General features: G+C 72.4%; 18 protein-coding genes and 1 riboswitch. Of the genes, 11 read left to right on the top strand and 7 right to left on the bottom strand.

Annotated elements, in window-relative coordinates:
* Positions 1–15: 15 nt before the first annotated feature.
* On the bottom strand, positions 16–345 hold the full coding sequence (locus VQ02_RS12800) for a hypothetical protein (RefSeq protein WP_048444588.1): 330 nt from the start codon (positions 343–345) through the stop codon (positions 16–18).
* Between the two features lie 281 nt (positions 346–626).
* Here VQ02_RS12800 and VQ02_RS12795 point away from each other — a divergent pair, with 281 nt between their 5' ends.
* The 3 genes from VQ02_RS12795 to VQ02_RS12785 all read left to right on the top strand — a co-directional run bounded on the left by VQ02_RS12795 (position 627) and on the right by VQ02_RS12785 (position 2568).
* Positions 627–1745, top strand: coding sequence for a S1C family serine protease (locus VQ02_RS12795; RefSeq protein ID WP_048444587.1), 1119 nt, complete (start codon positions 627–629; stop codon positions 1743–1745).
* Between the two features lie 73 nt (positions 1746–1818).
* Positions 1819–2079 carry a hypothetical protein gene (locus tag VQ02_RS12790; RefSeq protein ID WP_048444586.1) on the top strand — a complete coding sequence of 87 codons (261 nt, stop codon included), beginning with the start codon at positions 1819–1821 and terminating at the stop codon, positions 2077–2079.
* Positions 2080–2211: 132 nt separating this feature from the next.
* Positions 2212–2568 (top strand): hypothetical protein, encoded by a 357-nt coding sequence (locus VQ02_RS12785; protein ID WP_048444585.1) that lies wholly within the window; start codon positions 2212–2214, stop codon positions 2566–2568.
* A 33-nt stretch (positions 2569–2601) separates the two neighbouring features.
* Here VQ02_RS12785 and VQ02_RS12780 read toward each other — a convergent pair whose 3' ends face one another.
* The 5 genes from VQ02_RS12780 to carA all read right to left on the bottom strand — a co-directional run bounded on the left by VQ02_RS12780 (position 2602) and on the right by carA (position 6933).
* Positions 2602–3930 carry a flavin monoamine oxidase family protein gene (locus VQ02_RS12780; RefSeq protein ID WP_048444584.1) on the bottom strand — a complete coding sequence of 443 codons (1329 nt, stop codon included), beginning with the start codon at positions 3928–3930 and terminating at the stop codon, positions 2602–2604.
* Between the two features lie 199 nt (positions 3931–4129).
* On the bottom strand, positions 4130–4342 hold the full coding sequence (locus VQ02_RS12775) for a DUF4287 domain-containing protein (protein WP_048444583.1): 213 nt from the start codon (positions 4340–4342) through the stop codon (positions 4130–4132).
* Positions 4343–4482: 140 nt separating this feature from the next.
* Positions 4483–5175, bottom strand: a complete 693-nt coding sequence (locus VQ02_RS12770; RefSeq protein WP_048444582.1) for a class I SAM-dependent methyltransferase — start codon at positions 5173–5175, stop codon at positions 4483–4485.
* Between the two features lie 33 nt (positions 5176–5208).
* A complete protein-coding gene (locus VQ02_RS12765; protein WP_048444581.1) occupies positions 5209–5580 on the bottom strand; it encodes a hypothetical protein in 372 nt (123 codons plus the stop codon).
* A gap of 138 nt (positions 5581–5718) precedes the next feature.
* Positions 5719–6933: a glutamine-hydrolyzing carbamoyl-phosphate synthase small subunit gene (gene carA, locus VQ02_RS12760; protein ID WP_048444580.1), complete on the bottom strand. Its 1215-nt coding sequence runs from the start codon at positions 6931–6933 to the stop codon at positions 5719–5721.
* A 146-nt stretch (positions 6934–7079) separates the two neighbouring features.
* Between carA and VQ02_RS12755 the strand changes: the two genes are divergently transcribed.
* The 3 genes from VQ02_RS12755 to rpoD all read left to right on the top strand — a co-directional run bounded on the left by VQ02_RS12755 (position 7080) and on the right by rpoD (position 11831).
* Complete coding sequence (locus VQ02_RS12755; protein WP_048444579.1) at positions 7080–7532, top strand: GatB/YqeY domain-containing protein; 453 nt, start codon at positions 7080–7082, stop codon at positions 7530–7532.
* Between the two features lie 228 nt (positions 7533–7760).
* Positions 7761–9653 carry a DNA primase gene (dnaG, locus tag VQ02_RS12750; protein WP_048444578.1) on the top strand — a complete coding sequence of 631 codons (1893 nt, stop codon included), beginning with the start codon at positions 7761–7763 and terminating at the stop codon, positions 9651–9653.
* 180 nt (positions 9654–9833) lie between these two features.
* Positions 9834–11831 (top strand): RNA polymerase sigma factor RpoD, encoded by a 1998-nt coding sequence (rpoD, locus tag VQ02_RS12745; RefSeq protein WP_048444577.1) that lies wholly within the window; start codon positions 9834–9836, stop codon positions 11829–11831.
* Positions 11832–11886: 55 nt separating this feature from the next.
* Here rpoD and VQ02_RS12740 read toward each other — a convergent pair whose 3' ends face one another.
* A complete protein-coding gene (locus VQ02_RS12740) occupies positions 11887–12141 on the bottom strand; it encodes a DUF2798 domain-containing protein (protein ID WP_048444576.1) in 255 nt (84 codons plus the stop codon).
* 232 nt (positions 12142–12373) lie between these two features.
* Between VQ02_RS12740 and VQ02_RS12735 the strand changes: the two genes are divergently transcribed.
* The 5 genes from VQ02_RS12735 to thiG all read left to right on the top strand — a co-directional run bounded on the left by VQ02_RS12735 (position 12374) and on the right by thiG (position 17148).
* Positions 12374–13621 carry an adenylate/guanylate cyclase domain-containing protein gene (locus VQ02_RS12735; protein WP_048444575.1) on the top strand — a complete coding sequence of 416 codons (1248 nt, stop codon included), beginning with the start codon at positions 12374–12376 and terminating at the stop codon, positions 13619–13621.
* Between the two features lie 42 nt (positions 13622–13663).
* Positions 13664–14620, top strand: coding sequence for an NAD-dependent epimerase/dehydratase family protein (locus VQ02_RS12730; RefSeq protein WP_048444574.1), 957 nt, complete (start codon positions 13664–13666; stop codon positions 14618–14620).
* A 99-nt stretch (positions 14621–14719) separates the two neighbouring features.
* A riboswitch (TPP riboswitch) is annotated at positions 14720–14853 on the top strand.
* A gap of 65 nt (positions 14854–14918) precedes the next feature.
* Positions 14919–16133: a glycine oxidase ThiO gene (gene thiO / locus VQ02_RS12725; protein WP_048444573.1), complete on the top strand. Its 1215-nt coding sequence runs from the start codon at positions 14919–14921 to the stop codon at positions 16131–16133.
* The gene (thiS, locus tag VQ02_RS12720) at positions 16130–16342 is read left to right on the top strand and encodes a sulfur carrier protein ThiS (protein WP_048444572.1); all 213 of its coding nucleotides are present in this window, start codon (positions 16130–16132) and stop codon (positions 16340–16342) included. Before thiO ends, thiS begins: the two co-directional genes overlap by 4 nt.
* 26 nt (positions 16343–16368) lie before the next feature.
* On the top strand, positions 16369–17148 hold the full coding sequence (thiG, locus tag VQ02_RS12715; protein ID WP_048444571.1) for a thiazole synthase: 780 nt from the start codon (positions 16369–16371) through the stop codon (positions 17146–17148).
* Positions 17149–17296: the final 148 nt, after the last annotated feature.

Genomic DNA, 17296 nt, shown 5'->3' with positions numbered 1-17296 from the left:
GCGGTTCCCTCCGTCTCAGTGCGCGCCGTCGGCCACCCGGCCGCGGGCGCGCGCCCGGACCCAGTCGCGCCGCCGCTGGTCGGCCTTGGATTCCGTCGCCTCCCGCTCCGCCGGCACGGTGGCGTAGAACTCCGCGACCGCGGCGCCGCCGTGGATGCGCTGGCCGCGTCCGTCCTCGGTCCGCAGCCGCCAGCAGCCGAGCGCCTGGCGTTCGCCGTCGCTCCGGGCGCGGGTGCAGGCCTCCGTCCGACGCTCGCGGGGCGAGGCCTCGGCGCTGCCCGCGAGCGCGGCGAGGGCGAGGGAGCCGAGGAGGGCGAGACGGGAGAGCGGCGGCGTGCGGAGCATTCCGGACCTTTCGTGGGGAAGAGGCGCCGAACCTAGAGTCCCAGTTCCGGGCTCGCAACCTCTCCGTGTCTCCGGCCGCGACCCCGCCCGGCAGCGCTGCCGCGACCGCCTCGCGGTTCGCCTGGGACCATCGTGCCCTGCGCGTCGGCGGCCCCGCGGGCTCGCCGGACTCCTCTGCCGGTCCCGGCGCATCGATTGACCCTGGGACAGCCATTGACGCGGCGCTGGGCCGGCCCACTTCGTCGCCAGCCGTACCAAGTTTTCCCGGAGTGACCAGAACGGTGCCGGATCGCTTCCTGCGGATCGCCCTCGCCGCCGCCCTGGTGCTGCTCGCGCTGTTCGTGGCGCAGCCCTACGTCACGAGCCTGCTTTTCTCCGCCGACACGCCCAGGACGGTGACGCCGCGGGGCGACCTCGCTCCCGCCGAGGCCTCGACCGTGGCGTTGTTCGAGCGCGCGGCGCCCTCCGTGGTCTACGTCTTCGCCAGGCCCCGGCAGGGCGCGCTGTCCTTCGATCCTGAGACCGGCGAGCGCCGGCAGGGCGGGGGCGAGCAGACCGGCTCGGGCTTCGTCTGGGACGCCGCCGGCCACGTCGTCACCAACAACCACGTCATCCAGGGCGGCGGCGAGATCCAGGTGCGGCTCTCCACCGGCGAGGTGGTGCCCGCGACGGTCGCCGGCACAGCCCCGAACTACGACCTCGCGGTGCTGCGTCTCGGGTGGGTCAGCGCCGCGCCGCCGCCGCTGGCCATCGGCACCTCCGCCGACCTGAAGGTCGGGCAGTTCGTCTACGCCATCGGCAACCCGTTCGGCCTCGACCACACCCTGACGACCGGGGTGGTCAGCGCGCTCCAGCGCCGCCTGCCGACCGCCGAGGGACGGGAGCTCTCCGGCGTGATCCAGACCGACGCGGCGATCAACCCGGGCAACTCGGGCGGGCCGCTGCTCGATTCCGCCGGGCGGCTGATCGGGGTCAACACCGCGATCTTCTCGCCCTCCGGCGCCAGCGCCGGCATCGGGTTCGCGATCCCCGTCGACGTGGTCAACCGGGTGGTGCCGAACCTGATCCGCACCGGCCGCACCCCGACGCCGGGCATCGGCATCGTGGCGGCGAGCGAGGATGCGGCGGCGCGCCTCGGCATCGACGGCATCGTGGTGGTGCGGGTGCTGCCGGGCTCGCCGGCGGCCGCGGCCGGGCTGCACGGCGTCGATCCGGTGACGGGCGACCTCGGCGACATCATCATGGGGGTCAACGGCCGCCCGGTGCGCCGCCTCGCCGAACTGACGGCGGCGCTGGAGGCCTCCGGCCTCGGCCGGAGCGTGTCGCTCCAGGTCGAGCGGGACGGTCGTGCGGTGACCATCCCGGTGACCCCGGCGGATATGGGCCAGGGCCGGCGCTGAGAACCCGGTCGCGCCGGCGCGACCGGGGCGCTATCCTGGCCCTCCGACCCGCCGCGGACCTGAGACGCCTCCCGTGACCGCACGCCTCCTCGCCGCCCTCGCTCTCGCCGCGCTCGCGCTGCCTGCGGAGGCGGGGGAGCGCGGCCCACGCCGGCCGCGCCTGTGTCCCCAGGACGCGCCGCCCGGCATCCGGCTGCCCGACCGGCCGGAGTGCCGCGAGGCGCCCCCGTCCGCCGCCCGCACGACGGCTCCCGGCTTCATCGATCTCGGCAACGGCACATCGCTCCGGGTCAGCGGACGCGCCGCCTACGAGGTCGGGATCAGCGGGCGCTAAGGCCTCACCGTCCGTCGGAGCCGGCCTCCGCCCTTCGTCGAGGATCGGGCCGAATCGCGCCCCTGCCGCCGGCCGAATCGGAACCCTCCAGGCCGCCGCCGCATTCGCTTCCAGGGCGAGACGGAGGGCGCGATGATCCTTGCAGCCTGTGAGGGCCGGCACTGGCAGTACGAGATCGTCGAGCACGCCGACGGCTACGTCGTGCGGATGCGCGACCTCGATACCGGCGACATCGACGAGGATTGCGCCACCGTGTTCCGCACCATGCCGGTCGCCTTCGCGTTCGCCGAGATGTCGGCCGCCTTCGACCGCTTCACCGCCGCTGCCGACGAGGAGGCCGATGACGCCGAGATGGCGACGGATTTCGCGATGAGCGAGCGCGTCTTCTGCGACCTCAGCAGCCGTCTGTGCGACGGCGGCGTGGCCGGCACCCTGGTGCAGGCCTGGGAGCGCCTGCCGGCGGAGGGACCGCGGCTGACGCTGCACTGAGCCTCGGGAACCCCGGTCCCAGGAACCCTGGCCTCACGACCCCAGCCGCCTGAGCACCGCCGCCGCGGCCCGCTCGCCGTCGAGCGTGGCCCCGCCGACCGTCATCGCGCCGCCGCCGGCCGCCGCCTCGCCGGCGAAGAAGACCCGCTCGCCGACCGGCACCCGCAGGGCCTCCCGGGCGGCGAGGTGGCCGGGACGGGCGATGGAGTAGCTGCCCCGGGCGAACGGGTCGGTCCACCACCCCGCGAGGCGGCCCGCCGAGACGGCCGCCCGGATGCCGGTCCCGAACACGTTCGCGAGGTGGTCGGTCGCTGCGGCGACCGCGGCGGCCTCCCCGGCCTCGCACAGGGCGCGGGCGCCGTCCCCGCCGCAATGGAGCACCGCCAGCGGCTTCCCGAACGGCTGCATCTCCAGGTAGGCGGTCAGGCCGGGCGTGCCGCTGCGCAGGATCACGGCGTCGCGCAGGTCCTGGTTGCGAAGGTCCGGCCCCGGCAGCCGGTCCGGGTCGAGGGCGAGCCCGATCTTGGTGTAGGCCCCCATCCCGAGGCCCGCCACCGCGTCGGCCGTCGCCGCCGGCAGCGCCGGGGTGATGCGCAGCATGCCGGCCGCCAGCACGCCGACCGGCACCGTGACGACTGCGCAGGCCGCCCGCAGGATGCCGCGGGCCGTCTCCACCGCCACGCCCGGCCCGCTCCAGTCGAGCGCCGTAACGGGCGTCGTCAGGTGCACCGGCAGGTCCGCGTAGTGGCCGGCGACGAGGGCGCCGTAGCCGTCGACCCAGATGTCGTCGCCGGACCAGAGCTGGTCGTAATCGGCGCAGGAGACCCGGTCCGGCTCCTCGCCGAGGGTGAGCCGGGTCAGCCCCGTGGCGGCGGCCCGCGCCGCCTCGTCCTCGCCCGCCACGGCCTGCGCGACCGAGCGGTCCGGCAGAGCCGGATGGTCGAGGAGGGCGCTGACCCGGCCGAAGCCGGCCCGGCGCTGGCGCCGCTCGGCCTCGCTTGCCCGGGTGCCGTCCTTCACCAGGACCGGCCAGGCGCTGGTGGCGTCGTCGGTGGTGCGCACGCCCGCCCCCTGCGCGATCGCCCGCCAGGGGTTGCGCTCGGCCCAGTGGACGTACTGCCCGCCGGCATCGAAGCTGCGCCCCGCCCCCAGGGCGGTGTCGGTGAAGGCCCGTCCGCCGATGCGGTCGCGGGCTTCCAGCACCACGACGCTGTGCCCGCCCCGGCGGATCGCGGCGGCCGCGGCGAGGCCCGCAGCGCCCGCGCCGATCACCACGACATCGGCATCGGCCGCGGCGCGGGCCCGGCTCGACGCGGCCAGGACCGCCGCCCCGGCCAGGAGGGAGCGACGCGACAGCGTCATTCCGGTTCTCCGTATGGGTTTCTCAGGCGGCTTCAAGTCGGTGGCCGGGGGGCGTCGGCAAGCCCGCGCGGCGAAATATCGCCCGGGCGTCCAGCCCCGGGCGCTTCCCGGAGTGGCGGATTCGGAATGCGATCACCCAGTCTTCGGACTATGCGGATAAAGTTGAGGGCGGCCCAGCTGCGATTGCGCCGAGTGATGACTAATTCTTTTCCGTCGCGAGGACGTGCGCCACTATTGCGTTCGCATGCCCGTGGCCCATGCCATGGTCCGCCTTCAACATCGCGACCAGGTCCATGTGCTTGGCCGGGAGCCTCTGTCGGACGAGTTCCTGCCACTCTCCGATGGGGCGTCCATATTTCTTCTCTATTGATGGGAAGTATGAAGCCGGGCCTTTGATCGATTCAGCAGACACTGAGGGACGTGCTCCGGGCGATTTTGGCTGAGCGCAATCTGGTCGCGGACCGGCCACACCGCAAAGCACTGTACGATGCGAGGCAGGTCACGCGTCAATGACCGTTCGGGAGCGGTGACAGACCGTGAGCCGACGCGACCTCAGACGGTCGCAACGAACGCCATCCGCCCCTGGTTATGTCCGAGGTTGCGCGGCATCCGCTCCGCCGCGAAGCCGGCATCCGTGAGCTTGGCCAGGATCTTCGCCTCGCCGTAGCGGGTGAGGCCGAGGTGCTGGCGCAAGGAGCGGTAATCCGAGACGACGGTGCGGGCGAGGCCGAGGAGGGCCGCCAGCAGGAAGCCGTCCCGCCGGGCGAAGGCGAGGAGGGCTGCGGCGTCCGCCGCGGCGCCGAGCTGTGGCGGGATCACGTCGGCGAGGATCAGGCGTCCGCCGGGCCTGAGCGTGCGCCGCCACGTCGCCAGGCAGGCATCGAGCTCAAGCGGCGTGAGGTACTGCGCCAGGGAGTTCGCCACGACGAGGTCGAGGCTGGCCTCCGGCAGGGCGGCGACCTCGTCCGGGGCCAGGACGGCGATCCCGGGACGGTCGGCGTAGCGAGCGGCGAGGGCCGCGCGCTGGCGCGGGGAGGCCTCGCAGAGATGGAGACGGCCGCAGGCCGCCGCGATCCGGTCGGCGGACAGGGCCTCGCCGCAGCCGTGATCGAGCACCGCGGCGCCCGGATGCGGCACCAGGGCGGCAATCTCCTCGGCGAGCCCGGCATAGTGCCGGGCCTTGTGCCGGTCGTTGACGTAGATCGGGTTGTCCCGATCCCAGAACTCGCGCCAGGAGGAGACCACGTTCCTTCCTCCGGCTCGTCCGCCGTGCTGGGCTCAGCCGCCGATCAGCAGGACCGAGATGGCCCGGTCGATCGAGAGATAGAACACCGCGAAGGCGACGACGGCCGCCAGGGCGAACTCGGCGGCGTCGTTCGGCAGGGCGCGCAGCTCGCGCAGCATCTCGCGGCCGTACACGGCGCCGAGCCAGGCCAGCGTCAGCACCACCGGCATCGCGAACAGGAACGACCAGGTGCTCTCGACGCGGCTCGTCATCGGGTCGATCAGCGCGCGGATGTTGCGCACCCACGGCGCCTGAATCGCGGCCGCCAGGGTCGTCACCCAGGCGAGGCCCACGGCGATGCCGAGATGCGTCGTGAAGGTGCGGTGCAGGCGCGAGAAGCTGTCGGTCGCGGCGTGGTCGGTCACTGGGCAAGCCCCGAATCGCGGCCCCGCGACGATCGTTCGAACCGTCGTCGCTCCAGGGCGGTGTACGGCCGGGAGAATCGGCCGCGAGTTCGGGTTTTTTGTGGCTGCGGCCGAAGCTGGCCGCAACCTTTTTTCGTGTCAGGCGTTGTCGATCTTCGTCTCGCGCATCAGGCTGACAAACCGGTCGAACAGGTAGTGGCTGTCCTGCGGGCCCGGCGAGGCCTCCGGGTGGTGCTGCACCGAGAAGGCCGGGCGGTCGGTGAGGGTGAGGCCGCAATTCGAGCCGTCGAAGAGCGAGACGTGGGTCTCGACCGCGTTCTCCGGCAGGCTGTTCGGATCGACCGCGAAGCCGTGGTTCATCGAGACGATCTCGACCTTGCCGGTGGTGCGGTCCTTCACCGGGTGGTTGGCGCCGTGGTGGCCCTGGCTCATCTTCACCGTGCGGCCGCCGAGGGCGAGGCCCATCAGCTGGTGGCCGAGGCAGATGCCGAAGGTCGGCACCTTCTTGTCGAGGAGCGCGCGGATCACCGGCACGGCGTACTCGCCCGTCGCCGCCGGGTCGCCGGGGCCGTTTGACAGGAACACGCCGTCGGGCTTGAGCGCCAGCACCTCTTCCGCCGTGGCGGTGGCCGGCACGACGGTCACGTCGCAGCCGGCCCGGGCCAGGAGCCGCAGGATGTTGCGCTTCACGCCGTAGTCGATCGCCACGACCTTGAGGCCCTCGCCCGGAGCCCGGCTGCCGTAGCCGGCCGGGTGCTGCCACACGGTCTGCCCCCAGGTCTGGGACGCCTTGCTCGTCACCGGCGGCACGAGGTCGAGGCCCTCCATCGGCGGAAGCGCCGCGGCCTTGGCCTTCAGGGCCTCGCGGTCGAAGCGCCCGGCCGGGTCGTTGGCCAGGATCGCGTTCGGCATGCCGCGGTCGCGGATGAGCGCGGTGAGCGCGCGGGTGTCCACCCCCGTGATGCCGACGATGCCGCGGGCCTTCAGCCAGCCGTCGAGGTGGCGCGAGGAGCGCCAGTTCGAGGGGTTCGTCACCGCGGAGGCGATCACCGCGCCGCGCACGCCGGAGGCTGGGGCGTCGTCCAGGCTCTCCAGGTCCTCGTCGTTGGTGCCGACGTTGCCGATATGCGGGAAGGTGAAGGTGACGATCTGCCCGGCGTAGGACGGATCGGTCAGGATCTCCTGGTAGCCGGTCATCGCGGTGTTGAAGCAGACCTCACCGGCGGCCTCGCCGGTGGCGCCGATGCCGAAACCCTCCAGAACCGTGCCGTCGGCGAGCACCAGGAGGGCGGTCGCGACGGGCTCGGCCCAGCCTTCGGGTTGCGCGGGGGCGGCCGCGTCGTCTTGCAGCATGATCGTGAACTCGCTTATGTCGCGGCCGGGCACGGCCGACGGGCGCGGCCGGCTGTTTAAGGGGCCGGCGGCAGCCCGGTCAATCTGGGGATGCCGCATTATCCCCTCAAGTGCCTCGCGCCACAATGGAACAACTGGAGACCAGCATGCTGCGGCAGCGCCTCACCGCCGAGATGAAGGAGGCCATGAAGGCCGGCGACAAGGCGAAGCTCGCCACTGTCCGCCTGATCCAGGCCGCCCTCAAGGACAAGGACATCGAAGCCCGCGGCCTCGGCAAGGAGCCCCTCGCCGACGAGGAGATCTTCGCGCTCCTGCAGAAGATGATCAAGCAGCGCAACGAGTCGGCGGGCGTCTACGAGCAGGGCGGCCGCCCGGAGCTCGCCGAGGCTGAGCGCGGCGAGGCGGCGATCATCGCCCAGTTCCTGCCGCAGCAGATGGACGAGGACGAGACCCGCGCGGCGATCCAGGCCGCCATCGCCGAGACCGGTGCCGCGTCACCGAAGGACATGGGCAAGGTCATCGCCGCGCTCAAAGGGGCCTATGCGGGCCGGATGGATTTCGGCAAGGCGAGCGCCCTGGTGAAGTCGATGCTGGCCTGAACTCGGGCCCGGGCCCCGGAGGCGGTGCCCGGACGCGACGACGCTGCACCTCGACGCGATGCAGGCCGTCCGGGCGCGGCGATACCGCCGCGACGGTGAGTGCGTCGGGCGAGCCAGTCCCCGCGATGCGAGAGGTCATCGACGACCCCTACGGTCTCGGGACCGGTTCGTTAGGACTCCGCTGACCAAGACGCGCTACAAGGCAGATCCCCTGAACCGGACCCCGCCGTGCGCTATCCGCCCCACCTGCTCGAAGAGATCCGCTCCCGCCTGCCGGCCTCCGAGGTCGTCGGCCGGCGCGTGCGCCTCAAGAAGGCGGGGCGGGAATGGCGCGGCCTGTCGCCGTTCAACGCCGAGAAGTCGCCCTCGTTCTACGTGAACGACCAGAAGCAGTTCTATCACTGCTTCTCGTCGGGCAAGCACGGCGACATCTTCACCTTCCTGATGGAGACCGAAGGCGTCTCGTTCCCGGAGGCGGTGGAGCGGCTCGCCAGCGAGGCCGGCGTGGCGCTGCCGGCCCCCAGCGAGGCCTCGCGCGAGAGCGAGACGCGGCGGCGCGGCGCCCTCGAGGTGATGGAGCTCGCCTGCGCCTTCTTCGAGGAGCAGCTCGCCGGCCGGGCGGGCGCCCGGGCCCGCGACTACCTCGCCGGCCGCGGCCTCGACGGCGAGGTCCGCCGCACCTTCCGCCTCGGCTACGCGCCGCCGGAGCGCTACGCACTCCGCGACCACCTCGCCGCCCGGGACGTGCCGGCCGAGCTGATGGTGGAGCTGAACCTGCTGACCACCGGCGACGACATCAAGGTGCCGTTCGACCGCTTCCGCGACCGGGTCATCTTCCCGATCCGCGACGTGCGCGGCCGGGTGGTGGCCTTCGGCGGCCGCGGCATGAGCCCGGACGCCAAGCCGAAATACCTCAATTCCTCGGAGACGCCGCTCTTCCACAAGGGGCGGATGCTCTACAACCACCACGCGGCGCGAAAGCCCGCCCACGATACCGGCCGGGTGATCGCGGTCGAGGGCTACGTCGACGCCATCGCGATGACGCTCGCCGGCCACCCCGAGGTGGTGGCCTCCCTGGGCACGGCGCTGACCGAGGATCAGCTCGCCCTGCTCTGGCGCATGGCCGACGAGCCGATCCTGTGCTTCGACGGCGACGGGGCCGGAAGGCGCGCCGCCTACCGCGCCCTCGACGTCGCCCTGCCGGCGCTCCAGCCGGGCAAATCCCTGCGCTTCGCCCTGATGCCCGAGGGCCAGGATCCGGACGACCTCCTGCGCACCGGCGGTCCCGGTGCCATCGACCGGGTGCTCGACGGAGCCCGCCCCCTCGTCGACGTGCTGTGGTCGCGCGAGACCGAGCTGAGCCCGGTCGACACGCCGGAGCGCCGGGCCGGCCTCGCCCAGCGCCTGCGCGAGATCGTCGGCGGCATCCGCGACGAGACCCTGAAGCGCTACTACCGCGACGAGATCGAGGCCCGCCTGCGGGGGTTGAGCCCCAACGGCGCCCGCGCCCAGCAGGGGAGGGAGCGCGCGCCCTTCGTGCCGCGGCCCCGGGGGGCGCCAGCGCAGCCGGTCTCTCCGCGGCTCACCGCCCGGGCAAGCCCCCTGCTTGCCCGCTCGTCGCTGTTCTCCGGCGGCTCGTCCTCCCGCGAGGCCCTGATCGTCGCGGCTCTCCTCGTCCATCCCGAGCTCCTCGCCCGCGGGGCCGAGGAACTGGCCGAGGTCGAGTTCGAGGGGGCGGACGCCCGGACCCTGCGCGGCGCGCTCCTCGATTTCGCCGCCGAGGGTGGCGCCGGCGACACGACGCTCCTCGACGCGCGGCTGGAACGGGCCGGGCTCGCCGCGGCGGCCGGGCGAATCGCCGGCCTGGTGCGGCCCGGCGACCGCTGGGTGCTCGATCCCCACGCCGATCCGGTGCGGCTGGAGGACGCGCTGAGGCAGGCCGTGATCTTGCACCGCAAGGCCGGAACGCTACATAGCGAACTCCGGGCCGCCGAGCGCGCCCTGGCGGAAGAGGAGACGGAGGCCAATTTCGCCTGGCTGCGCGACGTGAAGACTCGTCTCTCCGTGGTGGCAGGCGCCGAGGTCGAGGCGGAGACGGCCGAGGAGACGGAACCGTCCTGACGCCACGCGCGACTTGCGGCTTCCGTCCGGACTAGTTAACGGCAAGTCGATCGAATGGCTTGCACATTTGCGTGAGATCCTGGGGCGGCTCGCGCGCCGCCCGACGAGACATCACGGTGCCGGCACGGCGGGAGCCTCCCCCGCCCGGGCACTGCCGACACCGGGAAGCATAGGCTGAGCATGGCGACGAAGGCAACGGAACGAGACGAGACCGAGGCGGCCCCCGAGCAGCAGACCGACGGCCCGCTCCTCGACCTGACGGATGCCTCCGTCAAGCGGATGATCAAGCTCGCCAAGAAGCGCGGCTACGTCACCTACGACGAGCTGAACGAGGTGCTGCCTCAGGAGGAGTTCACCTCCGAGCAGATCGAGGACGTGCTGGGCCAGCTGTCCGAGCTCGGCGTCAACGTGGTCGAGGCCGAGGAGGCCGACGACCAGCAGGCCGAGGGCGCCCCCCAGGAGGGGGCCGAGGAGGAGGAGGCCAGCGAGGGCGGCGAGGTGGCCGAGGTCGCCGCCGCGCGCCCGGTGGCGCTCAGGACCGAGACCGCCAAGGAGCCGACCGACCGCACCGACGACCCGGTCCGGATGTACCTGCGCGAGATGGGCTCGGTCGAGCTCCTCTCCCGCGAGGGCGAGATCGCGATCGCCAAGCGCATCGAGGCCGGTCGCGAGGCGATGATCGCCGGCCTGTGCGAGAGCCCGCTCACCTTCCAGGCGATCATCATCTGGCGCGACGAGCTCGTCGACGGCCGGGTGCTCCTGCGCGACATCATCGACCTCGAGGCGACCTATGCGGGCCCCGACGGCCGCGCCGGCCCCGCCGAGGGCGAGGCCGAATCCGAGGAGGAGGGCGACGCGGAGGGCGAGACCCCGCCGGAGGGGGAGGGCGACGAGGACGACCTCGAGAACAACGTCTCGCTCTCGGCCATGGAGGCCGAGCTCAAGCCGCGCGTGCTCGAGACCTTCGACGCCATCGCCGACAACTACCGCAAGCTGCGCAAGGTGCAGGCCGAGCAGGCCGAGACGCGGCTGAAGGGCGCGGCGGCCTCCGAGTCGCAGGGCCAGCGCTACTCCGAGCTGAAGAACCGCGTCGTCGCCGACGTGAAGTCGCTGTCGCTGAACGCCAACCGCATCGAGGCGCTGGTCGAGCAGCTCTACGACATCAACAAGCGGCTGATCTCGCACGAGGGCCGCCTGATGCGGCTCGCCGAGAACCACGGCGTCGCCCGCGACGAGTTCCTGCGCCACTACCAGGGCTACGAGCTCGACCCGCACTGGGTCGAGCGGGTGGCCAAGCTCGGCGGCAAGGGCTGGAAGAACTTCACCGAGCGCGGCGCCGACAACATCGGCACCCTGCGCGAGCAGATCATCTCGCTCGCCTCCGAGACCGGCCTGGAGATCCAGGAGTACCGGAAGATCGTCCACATGGTCCAGAAGGGCGAGCGCGAAGCCCGCCAGGCCAAGAAGGAGATGATCGAGGCGAACCTGCGGCTGGTGATCTCGATCGCCAAGAAGTACACCAACCGCGGCCTGCAGTTCCTGGACCTGATCCAGGAGGGCAACATCGGCCTGATGAAGGCGGTCGACAAGTTCGAGTACCGCCGCGGCTACAAATTCTCGACCTACGCCACGTGGTGGATCCGGCAGGCGATCACCCGCTCGATCGCCGACCAGGCCCGCACGATCCGTATCCCGGTGCACATGATCGAGACGATCAACAAGATCGTCCGGACCTCGCGCCAGATGCTGCACGAGATCGGCCGCGAGCCGACCCCGGAGGAGCTGGCCGAGAAGCTGGCGATGCCGCTCGAGAAGGTGCGCAAGGTCCTCAAGATCGCCAAGGAGCCGATCTCCCTTGAGACCCCGATCGGCGACGAGGAGGATTCCCATCTCGGCGACTTCATCGAGGATAAGAACGTCGTCCTGCCGATCGACGCGGCTATCCAGTCGAACCTGCGCGAGACCACCACCCGGGTGCTGGCCTCGCTCACCCCCCGCGAGGAGCGGGTGCTGCGCATGCGCTTCGGCATCGGGATGAACACCGACCACACCCTCGAGGAGGTCGGCCAGCAATTCTCGGTCACCCGCGAGCGCATCCGCCAGATCGAAGCCAAGGCTCTGCGCAAGCTCAAGCACCCGAGCCGGTCGCGCAAGCTGCGGAGCTTCCTCGACAACTGAGGCCGGGAATTCAACAGTTCGGGCCCGGGAGGCAACCGCCTCCCGGGCCTCTTCGTTACAGCGGGGAGTCGACGATCCGCGCCACCGCGCGCCGCACCAGCGGCAGCACGAGCAGCAGCGTCGGGAAGGCGACGAGCCAGGAGAAGCCCCAGGCCCGCGGCCAGTGCCGCAGCGCCTCGGGCGTCGCCCCGAGGCTGAGCAGGGTCGCGATGGCCGAGACGATGCAGGTCATCATGACCGAGAGCAGGAACGCGGTCACCAGCGGGGCCGAGGAGGCCGGCAGGCGTCGCGGGACTCTGAGAAAAGGCATGACACGTCTTTCGGAGCGGGCGGATCCGCCCGGACGAGGCTGCACGCACCCGCCCGGTGTGAATACCACCCAAGGGAGCGCGTTGCCTGACGTGAGACGCTTACGGCCGGCCGGGACGCGGTTCCGGCGACACTGCAGCCCCTAGCAGACGCTAGGTCAAATGCCAAGCTGACGGGCCATTTGCCCACTGCCAAGCCTTGCCGTTCCACGGCGCAGCGCCCATGTCAGAGCCATGTACGAATCGCCTCGCCCCAACTCCGTCCCGACGCCCACGGCCGCGGCGGACGGGTCGGAGGCGAGCGACATCCCGATCGGCCTGTTTCGCGAGTGCGTGGCGCTCCGCGACTGGCTCTTGAGCGAGGGGGCGCGACTGCCGGAATCCGGCGACCTCCTCGCCGGCATGGCCGAGCGGCTGAACGACCTCGGCGTGCCGGTCGACCGCGCCACCACTGCCATCGACGCGCTGCACTCCGACTATTCCGGCGTCGGCCGGTTCTGGACCCGGGAGGACGGTGTCAGCTTCCGCCTCTTCCCGCACGGCGAGGCCAGCGAGCAGGCGCTCGCCCGCAGCCCCTTCGCCCACGTCTTCGCCACCGGCCAGTGGCTGATCCTCGACCTGCGCGAGACGCCGGACGACCGCTTCAGCATCGTCCCGGAGCTGAAGGCGGCGGGCTACACCCATTACATCACCGTGCCCTTGTTCTTCACCAACGGCACCAAGAACGGCGTCACCTTCGCGACCCGTGATCCGCGCGGCTTCGCCGACGACGACCTGGCGATCCTGCGCTTCATCGTGCCGACCCTGTCGGCTGTGATGGAGATGCGCGGCCTCAACGCCCGCCTCGACCACGTGCTGCGGGTCTATGTCGGCGACGGGCCGCACCAGGCGATCCTCGCCGGCTTCATCCGTCGCGGCCAGGTCGAGCGGATCCGCTCGGCGATCCTGTTCGCCGACATGCGCGGCTACACCCACCTCACCGACGCGCTCACGCCCGAGGCCTCAGTGGAGCTCCTGAACACCTACTTCGACTGCCTGGTGCCGCCGATCGAGAGCGAGGGCGGCGAGGTGCTGAAATATATGGGCGACGGCCTGCTGGCGATCTTCCGCGAGAGCGGCGACGACCTCGGCGGCGCCGCGCAGGGGGCGCTCACCGCCGCACAGACGGCGCTCCGCCGCGTCGAGGAGGCCAATCGCGCCGGGCGCTTCCCGACCCGGATCGAGATCGGCATCGCGCTCCACCACGGCGAGGCGGCCTACGGCAATGTCGGCTCGGGCGCGCGGCTCGACTTCACGGTGATCGGCCGCGACGTGAACCTGGCGAGCCGGCTTGCCAAGCTCAACAAGGTGCTGTCCGAGCCGCTGCTGATGTCGAAGCCTTTCGTTGACTTCCTGTGGGGCGACCCCGAGCTGCTGGGCACCCACCCCCTCGACGGCTTCGCCGAGGAGATGGCGATCTATCGTCCCGGCAAGGGCGGCTGAGAGCGGCTGACGGCGGTCGCGCGGAGATAGGCAGGAGGCCGGATGCGCGTTCTCCTCACGGGATCGTCGGGCTGGCTCGGGCGCTTCCTCGCGCCGCAGCTGCGGGCCGCCGGCCACACCGTCGTGGGGCTCGACGTTGCGGCGGGGGCGGAGACGCAGGTGCTCGGCTCCGTGGTCGATCGCGGCCTCGTCGAGCGGACCTTCGCCGCGCACGGGATCGAGGCCGTGATCCACGCCGGCGCCGTGCACAAGCCGGACATCGCCCGCCACCCGGCCCGGCACTTCGTCGACGTCAACGTGACCGGCACGCTGAACCTGCTCGAGGCGGCGGTGGCCGCCGGGCACGACCGCTTCGTCATGACCTCGACGACGTCGCTGATGATCAGCCGGGAGATCCGCGCCGAGGCCGGCAGGGCCGCGATCTGGCTCGACGAGACCTCCGGCCCGCTCGCGCCCCGCAACATCTACGGCGTGACGAAGCTCGCGGCGGAAGGCCTGTGCCGGATCGCCCGGGAGGAGCAGGGCCTCGCCTGCCTCGTCCTGCGCACCGCCCGCTTCTTTCCCGAGGAGGACGACACCGACCGCCGGCTCTCCGGCGAGAACCTGAAGGCCAACGAGTTCCTGCACCGGCGCCTGACCGTGGAGGACGCCGCCCGCGCGCACGTGCTGGCGCTGGAGCGGGCACCGGATCTCGGCTTCGAGACCCTCGTGATCGCGGCGCCGACGCCGTTCCGGCGCGACGAGGCCGAGGCGCTGCACAGCGACGCCGCCGCGGTGATCCGCGCGCGGTTCCCCGACGCCGAGGAACTCTACCGCCGGCGCGGCTGGCGCCTGCCGGAGCGCATCGGGCGCGTCTACGACGCGGGGCGCGCCGCGCGGGTGCTCGGCTTCACCGCCGCGACGGATTTCGCGGTCGTGCTGCGGGCGCTGCGCGAGGGGACGGCGCTGCCCTTCGCGCACGACCCGGCCTACACCTCGCCCGCCGCGCAGCTTCCCTGAGCCGCGTGATGTCCTGACGGCGTCGCGGCGCGCAGGCACGCCCCGCGCGGCGGCCATGGCGGGGGTGGTTGACGAAGGGCGCGACGCTCGCCAAATTCCGGCCGTTCCAGGGAGATCCCCGACAAGGGGCTGAGACACCGCTGGACCCGGCCCCCCACGGCCCCGGTCAGCGCGGAAATCCTTCGAACCTGATCCGGCTCATACCGGCGTAGGGATTGGACAGGGTCCATCAGGACCCACGCGCATCATCCGGCAATCGGGCGCAGTCCATTCTCTCCGGGCCACCGTGGAGACGAGGGTGCACGCGCAGACGATCGGACGGCGGGGCGGACCGGAGAAGGATCCGGAGAGCGACCGGCTGCCGGAGCGGGCGGACGTGGCGGTGATCGGCGCCGGGCTGATCGGCCTGTCGGTGGCCTGGCGCCTGGCGCGGGCCGGCCTCGCGGTCGCGGTGATCGAGCGCGGGCGGGCCGGCGACGGCGCGAGCCTCGCCGCCACCGGCATGCTGGCGGCGGCGGCCGAGCACGAGCCCGGGGGCGAGGTCCTGTCGCCGTTCTGCCTCGAGAGCCAGCGCCTCTGGCACCCGTTTCGCGATGAGCTCGAGGCGGAATCCGGCCTTGCCATCGATTACCGCCGCGAGGGCACGCTCGTCATCGCGCTCGGCCGCGACGAGGTCGAGCGCCTGCGCTTCCGCCACGAGCTGCAGCGCCGCGAGGGCCTTCGGGTCGAGTGGCTGTCCGGCCCCGCCATCCGGGCCCGCGAGCCGGGCCTTCGCCCCACCGTCACCGCCGGCCTGTTCTGCCCCGACGACCATCAGGTCGATCCGGCGCGGGTGATGGCGGCCCTGCGCCGGGCCCTCCGCGCCGCCGGCGGGCGGCTCGTCGAGAGCTGCACCGTCACCGCGCTCACCCGCGAGGGCGGCCGGGTCACCGGCGTCGAGACCAGCTCGGGCGTGTTGCGCGCCGGCACCGTGGTGCTCGCCTCCGGGGCCTGGGCCGGAGAGGGGGGGCTGGTGCCCGACCTCGCCCTGCCGGTGCGCCCGCTCAAGGGTCAGTCGATGGCCCTGCAGATGACGCCCCGCAGCGGCGGCCTCGCCCACGTGGTCTGGACCGAGCAGGTCCACATGGCGCCGAAGGGCGACGGCTCGCTCATCGTCGGTGCCACCGTCGAGGAGACCGGCTTCGACCCGCACCTCACCGCCGGTGGCCTCTACGCCCTGCTCGAGGGGGCCCGTCGCGCCCTGCCGGGGGTGGAGGAGATGCGGGTGGTGGGCGTGTGGAGCGGCTTTCGCCCGACCTCCGACGACGATGCCCCGATCCTCGGCGAGGCCTTGCCCGGCCTGGTCCTCGCCGCCGGCCACCACCGCAACGGCTACCTCCTCGCCCCGGTCACCGCCGAGGCCGTGGCCGCCCTGATCCTGCGCGGCGAGACGCTGCCGGTAGCCGCCCCCTTCGGCCTCGCCCGGTTCGCCGCGCGCAGCCTCGAACACACCCCACCCAGCGAGACCCCATGAAGCTCCTCGTCAACGGCGAGCCCCGCGACAGCGAGGCCGCCACCCTCGATGCCCTCTGGCGCCAGGAGACCGCCGACCTGGACCTGCCCGGCCCGCAAGGATTCGCCATCGCGCTGAACGGCGCGGTGGTGCGCCAGCGCGACTGGGCGGCGACGGCGCTCAGCGAGGGCGACCGCGTCGAGATCGTCCGCGCCATGCAGGGCGGCTAGTGACAGACAATCCTCGGAGGAACCCCATGACCGACTCCCACGACGACCCACTGGTGATCGCCGGCACGTCCCTCTCCTCACGCCTGCTCATCGGCACCGCCGGCTACCCGACGCAGGCCATCATGAGCGAGGCGGTGCGGGCGAGCTGCGCCGACGTGGTCACCGTCTCGATCCGCCGCATCTCGCTCCACGGCCACGGCTCGGACACCGTCGCGCGCCTCAAGGGCTCCCGCTTCCTGCCCAACACCGCCGGCTGCGAGACCGCCCGCGACGCGGTGATGACGGCGGAGCTGGCCCGCGAGGCGCTCGGCACCAACTGGATCAAGGTCGAGGTGATCGGCGACCGCGAGACGCTCTATCCCGACGTCGCCGAGACGATCGAGGCCACCCGCCAGTTGGTCGAATCCGGCTTCGTGGTGCTGCCCTACTGCAACGACGATCCGGTCGTGTGCAGCCGCCTCGCCGATCTCGGCGCCGCCGCCGTGATGCCGATGGGCTCGCTGATCGGCTCCGGCATGGGCGTGGCCAACCCGGCCAATCTCGAGCTGATCTGCCGTCGCTCGCCGGTGCCGGTGATCGTGGATGCCGGCATCGGCACCGCCTCCGACGCGGTGATCGCGATGGAGCTCGGCGCCGCCGCGGTGCTCCTCAACACCGCTGTCGCCAAGGCCGACGATCCGGTCCGGATGGCCCGCGCCATGCGCCACGCCGTCGAGGCCGGCCGCCTCGCCTATCTCGCGGGTCGCATCCCGCGCCGCGCCCGGGCCGAGCCGTCGAGCCCCCAGCTCGGCCTCGTCGGCTCGTGAGCCTGCCCGCCCGCCTGCTGATCGTCACCGACCGGCACGGCTGCCCGGAACCCTTGGAGACCCGCGTCGCCGCCTGCCTGGAGGCCGGTGCCCGCTGGATCTGGCTGCGCGACCGCGACATGCCCGCGCCGGAGCGCGCCGCTCTGGC

The organism is Methylobacterium variabile, from assembly GCF_001043975.1.
Taxonomy (GTDB): Bacteria; Pseudomonadota; Alphaproteobacteria; order Rhizobiales; family Beijerinckiaceae; genus Methylobacterium; species Methylobacterium variabile.
Note: the sequence above shows the minus strand (reverse complement) of the source record. Positions and strands in the feature narration are given on the sequence as shown.